This is a genomic window from Castellaniella denitrificans, from assembly GCF_027214045.1.
GTDB lineage: Bacteria > Pseudomonadota > Gammaproteobacteria > Burkholderiales > Burkholderiaceae_B > Castellaniella > Castellaniella denitrificans_A.
Genome location: NZ_JAPWHE010000006.1, coordinates 134,693 through 145,759, shown reverse-complemented (window position 1 = coordinate 145,759; position 11,067 = coordinate 134,693). Strand labels below are relative to the sequence as shown.

The 11,067-nt window shown below is 64.6% G+C and carries 9 protein-coding genes; 3 read left to right on the top strand and 6 right to left on the bottom strand.

The window, feature by feature from the left end:
- Positions 1-2: 2 nt before the first annotated feature.
- Positions 3-971 carry a phosphate acetyltransferase gene (gene pta / locus O4H32_RS10165; RefSeq protein WP_269358820.1) on the bottom strand — a complete coding sequence of 323 codons (969 nt, stop codon included), beginning with the start codon at positions 969-971 and terminating at the stop codon, positions 3-5.
- A gap of 22 nt (positions 972-993) precedes the next feature.
- The gene (gene xsc, locus O4H32_RS10160) at positions 994-2,790 is read right to left on the bottom strand and encodes a sulfoacetaldehyde acetyltransferase (protein ID WP_269358818.1); all 1,797 of its coding nucleotides are present in this window, start codon (positions 2,788-2,790) and stop codon (positions 994-996) included.
- A 313-nt stretch (positions 2,791-3,103) separates the two neighbouring features.
- Here xsc and O4H32_RS10155 point away from each other — a divergent pair, with 313 nt between their 5' ends.
- The 3 genes from O4H32_RS10155 to O4H32_RS10145 all read left to right on the top strand — a co-directional run bounded on the left by O4H32_RS10155 (position 3,104) and on the right by O4H32_RS10145 (position 6,626).
- The gene (locus O4H32_RS10155) at positions 3,104-3,496 is read left to right on the top strand and encodes a nuclear transport factor 2 family protein (protein WP_269358816.1); all 393 of its coding nucleotides are present in this window, start codon (positions 3,104-3,106) and stop codon (positions 3,494-3,496) included.
- 30 nt (positions 3,497-3,526) lie between these two features.
- Entirely contained in the window at positions 3,527-4,957 is a 1,431-nt protein-coding gene (locus O4H32_RS10150) for an NAD(P)/FAD-dependent oxidoreductase (RefSeq protein ID WP_269358815.1), read from the top strand.
- A 226-nt stretch (positions 4,958-5,183) separates the two neighbouring features.
- On the top strand, positions 5,184-6,626 hold the full coding sequence (locus tag O4H32_RS10145; protein ID WP_269358813.1) for an APC family permease: 1,443 nt from the start codon (positions 5,184-5,186) through the stop codon (positions 6,624-6,626).
- A gap of 59 nt (positions 6,627-6,685) precedes the next feature.
- Here the strand turns inward: O4H32_RS10145 and pdxR are convergent, their stop codons facing one another.
- From pdxR to tauA, 4 genes are all read right to left on the bottom strand, one after another.
- Positions 6,686-8,194: a MocR-like pyridoxine biosynthesis transcription factor PdxR gene (pdxR, locus tag O4H32_RS10140; RefSeq protein ID WP_269358812.1), complete on the bottom strand. Its 1,509-nt coding sequence runs from the start codon at positions 8,192-8,194 to the stop codon at positions 6,686-6,688.
- Positions 8,195-8,211: 17 nt separating this feature from the next.
- On the bottom strand, positions 8,212-9,042 hold the full coding sequence (locus O4H32_RS10135; RefSeq protein ID WP_269358811.1) for an ABC transporter permease subunit: 831 nt from the start codon (positions 9,040-9,042) through the stop codon (positions 8,212-8,214).
- Positions 9,043-9,076: 34 nt separating this feature from the next.
- Positions 9,077-9,892: a taurine ABC transporter ATP-binding protein gene (locus tag O4H32_RS10130; RefSeq protein WP_269358932.1), complete on the bottom strand. Its 816-nt coding sequence runs from the start codon at positions 9,890-9,892 to the stop codon at positions 9,077-9,079.
- Positions 9,893-9,998: 106 nt separating this feature from the next.
- Entirely contained in the window at positions 9,999-11,042 is a 1,044-nt protein-coding gene (tauA, locus tag O4H32_RS10125) for a taurine ABC transporter substrate-binding protein (protein WP_269358809.1), read from the bottom strand.
- Between the last annotated feature and the right edge of the window lie 25 nt (positions 11,043-11,067).

Genomic DNA, 11,067 nt, shown 5'->3' with positions numbered 1-11,067 from the left:
CGTCAACCCGTCCGGGCCGCCTGCACGGCGGTGACGGCGATCACCTGATGGATATCCTCCACCGAGCAGCCCCGTGACAGGTCGTTCGCCGGCTTGTCCAGGCCCTGAAGAATCGGCCCCAGGGCGGTCGCATGGCCCAGGCGTTCGACGAGCTTGTAGCCGATGTTCCCGGCGTCCAGGCTGGGAAAGACCAGTACGTTGGCCCGGCCCGCCACGGGGGACTGCGGCCATTTGCGCCGGGCGACTTCCGGCACGATGGCCGTATCGAGCTGCATTTCGCCGTCGATGAGCAGGTCCGGCGCCTGCTGGCGGGCCCATTCCATGGCCTCCCGGATCTTGTCGACCTGCTGATGGGCGGCGCTGCCATGGGTGGAGAACGAAAGCATGGCCACGCGCGGCTCGATCCCCAGCAGGGTCCGGGCGCTGCGCGCCGAGGCCAGGGCGATCTCGGCCAGTTCGCGGCTGTCGGGTTCGATCACGAGGCCGCAATCCGAAAACACCATGGCGTGCCCACCGGTCGGGAAGGGCTCGTCGCGCATCATCAGGAAGAAACTGGACACGGTCCGCACGCCGGACCGCCTGCCGATGATCTGGAGGGCGGTGCGCACCACGTCGGCCGTGGTGTGGACGGCGCCGGCGACAGTGCCATCGGCATGTCCGAGCCGCACCATCAGGGCGGCGAAGACCAGTGGCTGACGGACGGCTTCCAGGGCCTGTTCCGGCGTCATGCCGCGCGCGCGTCGCAGGACCAGCAGTTCCCCGGCGAACACATCCAGCCAGCCGGACTCGGCGGGCCGGATGACGCGCACACCCGGGATTTCCTCATCCGATCCCACCAGAAAGACCTGGGCGATACCGTCGTCGGCCGCCCGACGGGCCGCCGACCGCACGCGGGGGTCGTCCCCCTCGCACAGGACGATCCGCTTCGGGGCGCGCCGGGCGGCATCCAGCAGCATGTCCTGCGTGCGCATGGGCGTCTCCTCGACTCGGGGATCAGGTGTAATCGCGATACTTTTCCAGCAAGCGCACGGGTTTGGACAGCGCGTCGCGGCGGAAAGGATCGCCCAGTTCCCGGGTGCACATGATTTCGATCACGGTGGTCTTGCGATCATTCATCTGTGCGTCGATGGCCTTCTTCAGGGCGGGACCCACGTCCTCCAGGCGATCAACCACGACGCCCTCGGCGCCCATGGCCTTGGCGATGCCGGCGAAGCTCTCGCTTTCCAGCTCGCCCGCCACGAAGCGGCGGTTGTAGAAATCCACCTGGTTCTTCTTTTCCGCGCCCCATTGGCGATTGTGGAAGACCACGGCGGTCACGGGGATGTCGTGGCGCACGCAGGTCATGATTTCGCTCATGCTCATACCCCAGGCACCGTCGCCCGCGTAGGACACGGCCGGACGATGCGGCGCCGCGACCTTGGCGCCGATGATGGTCGGGAAGGCATAGCCGCAGTTGCCCCAGCTCATGGCGGCGAAGAAACTGCGGGGTTTCTCGAAGCGAAGGTAGCTGTTGGCCACCGAGTTGATGTTGCCGATGTCGGTGGACACCATCACGTCTTCCGGCATGGCCTTTTCCAGTTCGCGCAGCACCTGGCGCGGGTGCAGCCAGTTGCCTTCCTCCTTGCTCTGTTCATCGATCATGTCCAGGCTGAATGGATCTCGCTCATGGGTCCAGTCGGTCAGTTCCTGTTCCCAGGCGTCCTTTTCCGCCTGGATGCGGGCGGCGCGTTCGGCCTTGTTGGCGTCGCAGGCCAGCTTCATGCCGTCGATGCGGCGGAAGATCTCGGCCGCGGAGGCCTTGGCGTCGCCGCAGACACCGACGGTGATCTTCTTGACCAGGCCCAGCATCTTGCTGTCGGCGTCGACCTGGATGATCCTGGCGTTCTTGGGCCAGTAGTCCAGGCCATGCTGCGGCAGGGTGCCGAAGGGGCCGAGGCGGGTGCCCAGGGCCAGCACCACATCGGCGTCGGCCAGCAGCTTCATGGCCGCCTTGGAGCCCTGGTAGCCCAGAGGGCCGCACCACAGCGGATGGCTGGCGGGAAAGGAGTCATTGTGCAGGTAGCTGTTGACCACCGGCGCACCCAGGCGCTCGGCCAGGGCCTTGCATTCCTCGACCGCGTCCCCCATGACCACGCCGCCGCCGGAAATGATGACCGGGAATTTCGCCTCGGCCAGCAATTTGGCGGCCGCGTCCAGGCTTTGGGCGCCGCCCGGGCCGCGTTCCAGCGGCTGGGGCAGGGGGATCTCGCACTTGATCTTGCCGTAGAAATAGTCGCGCGGAATGTTGAGCTGGGTCGGCCCCATTTCGTCCCGGGCCCGGGCGAAACAGCGGGCAGTGTATTCGGCCATGCGGGCCGGATGGGTGACATGGCCCTGGTATTTGGTGAATTCCTGGAACATCGGCAGTTGCTTGGCTTCCTGGAAGCCGCCCAGGCCGATCCCGGTGGTGCCGGCCTCCGGGGTGACGATGACCACGGGGGTATGGGCCCAGTAGGCGGCGGCGATCGCGGTGACGCAATTGCTGATGCCGGGGCCATTCTGACCGATCACCACGCCCGTGCGGCCACTGACGCGGGCGAAACCATCGGCCATGTGGGCGGCGCCCTGTTCGTGGACCACCGGAATCAGCGTGATGCCGGCCGGGGCGAAGATGTCCATGGCGTCCATGAACGCCGAGCCCATGATGCCGAAGATTTCGGTCACGCCATTGGCAACCATGGTTTCGACAAAGGCCTCGGACGGGGTCATTTCCTGGATGCCTTGAACGACTTGGCGGGTATCGTTTGCCATCGTGTGTCTCCTGATGCGGTATGCGGGGGTCGTGATGACCCTGTTTTTTCAAATATCGAGATGATTTATTTCGATATCGTGTGAATTGAATTCTACAGAGCCTTTTTGGATTGTCAACTTGAATCTCTGAATCTGGAACCAATCGTTTCGTATGATAGATAAGAGATAAGGGTCCAGCCGGGCAATCTGGCGCCAGCGAAACGTAATCACTGGCCCTAGACCAGCCCGGGGCGTTCTCCTAATGTGTGAACATCACGGCGCCCCTCCGACCTGCGGGCCGGCGCCGCATCACATCGGTCAATGAGGAGACCCCATGACACAGGATCAGTTGCTTTCCATGCTCCAGACCTTCGGCGAAGCCTGGAACCGCCACGACATCGAAGCCCTGATGGCGTGCATGCACGAAGCATGCGTTTTCGAGGGCGTGGCGGGGCCGCTGGCCTGCGGGGTGCGTCACGAAGGGCCGGCCGCCGTGCGCAAGGCCTTCGAGGCGGCCTGGCAGACCATGCCCGACGCCGCCTGGCGCAATGCCCGCTGCTGGGTGTCCGGCGATCGGGGCGTCATGGAATCGACATTCACGGGCACGACCCCGGACGGTTCCCGGATCGAGGCCGACATGGTGGACCTGCTGACCTTCAAGGACGGCAAGATCCTGATCAAGAACGCTTTCCGCAAACAGCGCCCCCCTTTGCCCGCACAAGCCTGAACCGCTCGCGCCTGCCCCCCAGGAGACATCATGGCTACTTTGACTTCGACGGCGCCGCACGCCCGCGCGCAGGCCGTCCCGCCCGCCGCCGCGCCACACGCGGCCAACCCCTACGATCCGCGTTACGATCCGCTGGTCTCGCCCGCTGGCCGCAACCAGCAATACGCGCCCACATACTGGGTGGGCACGGCCGGGGATCCGCCGCCCGACGACGGTCCCGTCCTCCAGGACATGGACGCGGACGTAGTGGTGATCGGCTCGGGTTTCACGGGACTGGTGACGGCCCTGAATCTGGCCGAGGAACACGGCGTCATGCCCATCGTCCTGGAGGCCAACCAGGAATCCTGGGGCTGCACCAGCCGCAACGGCGGTCAGGGTCAGAACGCTTCGGGCCGTCTGTACCGCACGCAATGGATCGAGCGGTGGGGGCTGGAAACCGCCAAGCGTCTGGATCGCGAGATCCACGACGGCTTCGACTACTGGAAAAGCCTCGTGGAGCGTTTCCCGTGCGATGCCCAACCCGGCGGGCACCTGTACACGGCTCATCGACCGAAGAAAATGGCCTTCCTGGAGAACCTGTGCCGCGTCATGCGCGAACAGTTCGGCTACGACACCCGCATGCTCAGCCGCGAGGAACTGTGGGAACGCTATGCCATGGACCGCGAGGCGGCCGGGGCGATGTACGAGCCCGAAGGCGTCGGCATCCATCCGCTGAAGCTGGCCTTCGGCTATCTGCGGCGCCTGCGCGAACTGGGAGTCAAGATCCATACTGGCAGTCCGGTCCTGGGCTGGGAAACCGTGGGCGGGGTCCATCATCTGCGCACTCCCGGTGGCGTCGTGCGCGCGCGTCGCGTGGCCGTGGCCACGGGCGGCTACACGCCGCAGGGTCTGCATCCGCTGCTCGACAACAAGATCATGCCGATCCTGTCGAACTCGATGGTGACGCGTCCGCTGACGCAACAGGAACGGGATGCGGCCGGACTCAAGAGCACGACCTTCATCACGGACACGCGCACCTTGCGCTTTTACTACCGCCTGCTGCCCGACGGCTCGATGCAGATCGGCAGCCGCAGCGCGCTCACGGGCGCCGACGCGGAGAACCCCAGGCATCTGGAACTGCTCAAGCAAGGCCTGGCGCGCAAGTTCCCCGCCCTGAAGGATGTGCCGATCGCGTATTCCTGGTGGGGCTGGGTGGACGTCAGTCACGACATGATGCCGCGCATCACGCAGCCGGACGCCGGTCAGCGGATCTATTACGCTATCGGATACGGTGGCAACGGGGTGTCGTTTTCCGCGCAGGCGGGCCGGCGCCTGGCCGAGCGTGTCGTCGGCAAGGCCGGCCCGCAGTGGGACCTGCCGATCTACAACTCGCCGCTCAATGGCCATTTGTTCGCGCCCTTCCGCCGGCTGGGGCAGGCGATGTTCTACAAGTACTACTACCTGAGAGACGAGGTGTTCTGACCGGATGTCCGGGGCGCGCAAGCGCCACATCGCGGCAAGGCCGCCCGGGTGGGCGGCTTTTTTTCATCTGATGACGGTCCGATATCAGTCAATCCGCCCCCGTCTGGTCTCCACGATGGGCCGGATTTGGCCCTACGCGCTTTTCTCTGGATCCGATAAACTGCTTCATGTGTTTCGGTTATTGGAACAATAAAATATAGAAAATGATATTTTCAGGAGACGCTTGATGTCGGAACGAATCACCCTGGGGAAAACCTTCAAGCCCCACTGGGTCTGGGCCATCGCCTTTGGCTCGGCCATCGGCTGGGGCAGTTTCGTGCTGCCGGTCGAATGGATGGACAGGGCGGGACCCATGGGGGTCATCATCGGACTCTGGATCGGCGGGCTGATTCTCAGCCTGGTCGGCCTGAGCACCGGTTTCCTGGTGAAAGCGTATCCGATCACCGGCGGCGCCTTCACCTATGCCTACCTGGCCTTCGGTCGCAAGCACGCATTCCTGTGCGGCTGGTTCCTGATCCTGGGCTACGCGGCCATCGTGGCGCTCAACGCTTCCGCCTTCGCCCTGATGATCAAATTCCTGGTCCCGGATGTCGTCAAGGTGGGGCTGCTCTACCGCATCGCCGGCTGGGACGTGTATTTCGTGGAGGTGTTGATCGCCAGCGCCGTCCTGGTGCTGTTCGCCTGGCTCAACATCCGGGGCGCGGACGCCACGGCACAGACGCAATTCTATTTCTGCGTCCTGCTGATCGCCGCCGCGACCGGCGTGACGGCCGCCATGTCGTTCGCGCCAGAAACCTCCTTCGGCAACCTGTTGCCGCTCTACAAGCCCGGCATTCCGTCCTGGTCCGCGATCGCGGCCATCGTCGCCATCTCTCCCTGGGCCTATGTCGGCTTCGATACGGTGCCGCAGGCGGCCGAGGAGTTCAATTTCTCGCCCGCCAAGGCGACGTTCCTGATCCTGGCGGCGCTGGTGGTGGCGGCTTCTCATTACTCGATCATGATCCTTGCGACCGGTCTGGCCATGCCATGGCTGGATCTGGTGGACTTGCGTGAAATCTGGGGCACGGGGTGGGCTGTCCAGCAGGTTCTGGGCACGGCGGGCCTGGCCGCTCTGGCGATCGCGCTCTGCATGGGCATTTTCACCGGCCTGATCGGCTTCTATATCTCGTGCAGCCGGCTGATGTTCGCCATGGGCCGTGCCAAGGCGCTGCCCGCCGTGTTTTGCCGCCTGCACGGCAAGCATGGCACACCATGGGCCAGCATCGTGTTCGTCTGCGCGATCTGCCTGCTGGCCCCCTGGTTCGGCCGTTCGGTGCTGCTCTGGATCGTGGACATGTCGGCCGTGGGGATCTCGATCGCCTTCATCTACTACTGCGCCGTGGCCTACCGCCTGTTCAAATGGACCCCGACGCAGCGGGCTCCGGCTTTCTGCAAAGAAACCGCGCCAGGCAAGAAACTGATCGCGCTGGCGGGCATGCTCTGCAGCATCGGCCTGCTGGGGCTGCTGCTCGTGCCGGGCTCACCCGCTTTCCTGGAAACGCCCGCCTGGATCGCGCTGGGTTGTTGGGTGCTGATCGGGCTGGGGTTCTATCTGACGCTGGCGCGCGAATACTGCAACACGCCGAAAGCGGAGATGGATCGCCTGATTCTTGGACATGCCGCGGCCTGAATGCGGATGAGGGGGCGGGCGCAGGGATGCGCCCGCCTGGAGCCTGTTTCGGTTTCTTCTCAGCGGAAAGATTGTTCGACCACACTGGCCAGCGCGGCGATGCCTTCCGCGATCTTGTTCCGGTCGATGGATGAGAACCCCAGCCGGATGTGCCGATGATCCTGCGACCGGGGGTCCTGGTAGAAGACCCGGCCGGGCTCGATCACCACCCCGGCTTTCAAGGCCGCCTGCGCGAGCAGATCGGTGTCGAGATCCGGCGGCCCCTCCACCCACCAGGACGATCCGCCGTGAATGGGCCTGCCACTGAACTCCGGCAGATGGGCATGGACCGCTTCCTGCAACACCTGGGCGCGTTCGGCGTATACCTGGGACAAGCGGCGCAACAGCGCATGGTAGTGGCCCAGCGAAATGAACAGCGCGAACGCGCGTTGCAGATAGGCGGGCGGGTGACGGATCATCAGGCGGCGCAAGGCGCGCAGTTCGATCAGCAACTCGCGTGGCGCCACGATGTAGCCCAGGCGCAGTCCGGGTGCGAAGCTTTTCGACAGGCTACCGATATAGAGCACGCGGCCGTGCTTGTCCAGGCTCTTGAGCGCCGGAGAAGGGTGTCCGTCATAGCGGTTTTCGGTCTCGTAATCGTCTTCGATCAAAATGCCGTCCGTGCGGCTGGCCAGTTCCAGCAGGGCGACCCGGCGTTCCATGGACAGGGTGGCATTGGTCGGGCATTGATGACTGGGCGTGACGAAAATGTAATCGCACTCGCCCAGGGCCGGCGAAGGAATCAGGCCGTCTTCGTCGATGGGCAGCGGCACCAGATGACTCGTCCGGTGCGCGAATATATTGCGTGCGTCGGGGTAGCCGGGATCCTCCATGCCGACCACGGTGTGGTCGTGGATCAGCAGCGTGGCCACCAGATAGAGCGCATGCTGGGCACCCAGCGTGACCATGATCTCGCTGTCCTCGGCCCAGATGCCGCGCCGGGGCAACACCTGGTTGCGGATGGCCTCCACCAGCGCCGGATCGTCGCTGGCGATCAGATCCGGCGCCCACATGCGGATGTCCAGCACGGACAGCGCCCGCAGACAGCATTCGCGCCATTCCGCCGTGGGAAACTGCTTGGCATCGAACTGGGCATAGCTGAAGGGGTAGGGCAGGCTCTGCCAGTGGGCCGGCTTGACGATGTTGCGCTGGGAAAAAGGGTGGAAAACCAGCCGTCCGGACCAGTCCACGCCCGTGCGCGGCGGTGGCTCGGCGGCCGGCGCGGCGTGCGTGGCGGCCTGCTGGCCGGCCATGCTCCGGGCCACATAGTGGCCGCTGCGTTCGCGGGACTCCAGGTAGCCTTCGACGACGAGTTGCTGATAGGCGAAGACCGTCGTGTTGCGCGCGACCCCCAGCGCCCGGGCCAGTTCCCGGCTGGACGGCACGGGGGTGCCCGGCGGCAGATGTCCGCTCAGGATGGCGGACACCAGCATCTTGCGAATGCGACCTTGCAGGCTGAGGTTGTAATCGTCAACCCGCTCGAACAGGGCCGACCACTGGACCGAGCCGACGGAGCCGCTTTCAGGCATGGCGGGTGTTTCCTCTCTCAGATCTTGCCTTTCCAGGGGATCATGATGCGTTCGAGATAGCGCAAAAGCAAATCGAACGAGAAGGCGAAGAATCCGATGACGATGATGCCCATGATCACGGTGTCGCTCGCCAGGTACTGGGCGGCGTTCAACACCATGAAGCCCAGGCCGCGCGCGGCCGCCACCATCTCCGCGGCCACCAGCGTCGTCCAGCCCACGCCGATGCCGATCCGCATCCCGGTGAAAATCTCGGGCAGCGCCGCCTTCAGGATGACGTGGAAGATGATCTGGCGGCTGCTGGCTCCCATGGCGTAGGCGGCATGGATCTGCTCGATGGAAACGGACTTGACCCCGGCCCGGGCGGCGATGGCCATGGGGGCGAAGATCGCCAGAAAGATCAGGAAGACCTTGGGGAATTCGCCGATTCCGAACCAGATGATGACCAGCGGCAGATAGGCCAGCGGCGGCAGGGGGCGGTAGAACTCGATGATGGGGTCGAAAAGCCCGCGCATCGTGCGGTTCACCCCCATCAGGATGCCGATCGGAACGGCCGTCACCAGCGCCAGCAGGAAAGCGCCCATGACCCGCCCCAGGCTGACCAGGGTGTGCTGGGCCAGCGTGGAATTGGCGACGCCCTCGGTCGCCGCCTCGATGAACTTGCCGTAAACGGCGCCGGGCGAAGGCAGGAAGATGGGCTTGATCCATCCCATGCCGGTGACGAGGAACCACAGCGCGAGCAGCACGATCGCCGTCATGACGCTGATGTGGCCGCTGTAGCCGGCCCCGGGCGCGCCGTAGACTTTTCCGGGTTCCGCAGAACGGCGCTTGCGCTTGGATACGATGGACATGCTGTGGCTCCGATAATGCGATTGAAGAAACATTTCAGGCACTCTGGTGATATTCGGGATCGCCGGCGGCCCGTTCGTCCCCGTAGATGATGTCCAGCACGGTCTCCCGCATCTGGATGAAGTCGGGGCTGGACTTGATGGCGCGGGCGTTCCGCTCCTTCAGGAAGCGGCGGTTGAAATCGAGCTCGTAGGTGTTGGTGACGCGCCCCGGGCGGGGCGACATCACGATCAGTTTGTTGCCCAGGAACAGGGCCTCTTCCACGCTGTGCGTGATGAAGAAGAACATCTTGTGGGTGTGCTGCCAGACATCCAGCAGCAGTTCCTGGATGGTCTCGCGCGACAGCGCGTCCAGAGCCGCCATCGGCTCGTCCATCAGCAGCATGGCCGGGTCGCAGGTCAGCGCCCGGGCGATCCCGACTCGCTGCTGCATCCCGCCCGACAACTGGTAGATCATGTGTCTGTGGAAATCCTTCAGGCCCACCAGTTCGAGGTTCCTGGCGGCGATCTCGTTGCGCTTGTTCTTGGGCACTCCGCGCAGTTTCAGCCCGAATTCGGTGTTGTCGATGACGTTGAGCCACGGCAGCAGTGCGTGTTTCTGGAACACCACCCCCCGGTCGGCGCCGGGACCGACGACCGGCGCGCCTCCGAGCAGGACTTCGCCCTCGGTCGGGGTCAGGAATCCCGCGATCACGCTGAGCAGCGTGGTCTTGCCGCAGCCGGAGGCCCCCAGGGCGACGACGAAGTCCCCCGGGGCGATTTCGAGATTGACATCCTTGAGCGCGGTGACCGCGCCGCCCATCATCTGGGAGGGATACGTCACGCTGACATTGCGGATACTGAGGTTGGCCATGGCGGCGGACATGCGGGTCTCCTTCAGATGTTGCGCAGCCGCCGGAGCTTCATGGAAGCGATGCTCCGGGGGCCGCGCGGACCGGTTCCAGTCCAGAATGTTTCCGTCACTTCACGGTTTTCGCGGCCGCGTCGGCAAAGCTGGAGGTGACGAAGGGGGTGTAGTCGCCCAGGGGCGCGTTGATCTGGCGCTGTGCCTTCAAGAATTTCGCGCTGGCGGTCAGGGCCTTGACAGCGCCGCCCTGCGCCCCACCGCCCAGCCAGACGTTGGAGGCCTGTTCCTTCACATCGGGGAACAGCAGCAGGTTCATGGCGCTGACGATGTCGGCGGGCGTGCCGCCGATCATCTTGACGATTCCCTTGATCTCGGGGGAATCGGGCGTCAGGGAGCCCTTGCGCGCGTCAAAGCCCTGGTAGGACCTGGCCAGAACCTGTGTGAAGGCCGCCATGAATTTCGGATTCTTGGCGGCCCAGGCCTTGTCGACCACGATGCCGTCGAAAGTGGGAACGGTCCTGGCGCCGATCTCCTCGGAATTGGCGATTTCCTTGCCCGTCTTCATGATTTCCGTGAGCGCGGGCGGCCAGACATAGGCGGCGTCGATGTCGCCGCGCTGCCAGGCGGCCACGATCTGCGGCGGCTGCATGTTCAGGATCTGCACCTCGTTGGCTTTGATGCGCCAGATGTCATTCAGGCCGAGCAGCAGGTGAAAGTGCGACGTCGACACGAAAGGCACACCTACCTTCTTGCCCACCAGATCCTTGGGTTTTTCGATGCCGGACCCGTTGCGGGCGATCAGCGCTTCCGACTTGCCGATATTGTCCAGGACCCAGAAAAGCTGCATGTCCACGCCGCGCGTCACGGCCGCCGTGATGCCGGTGGAACCCAGCACGCCCACAGGAACATCGCGCGAGGCGAACGCGCTGGAAATGTCACCCGCCGAACTGAACTGGCGCCAGTCCACTTCGTACCCGGCCTCCTGGAGCGCCTTGTCGAAGCTGCCATCGGCGATGGCGCTGACGAAGGGACCTACGATCTGCTGATAGCCGACCACGACCTTGGTCGCGGCGAAGGCCCCGCAGCTCAGGCTCAGGGCCCCTGCGGCAACACCCAGCATGGTCAGCTTGCGAATGAAGCGAAATGATGGTTTCACGGTCGTCTCCTTTTATGGAAGTCGC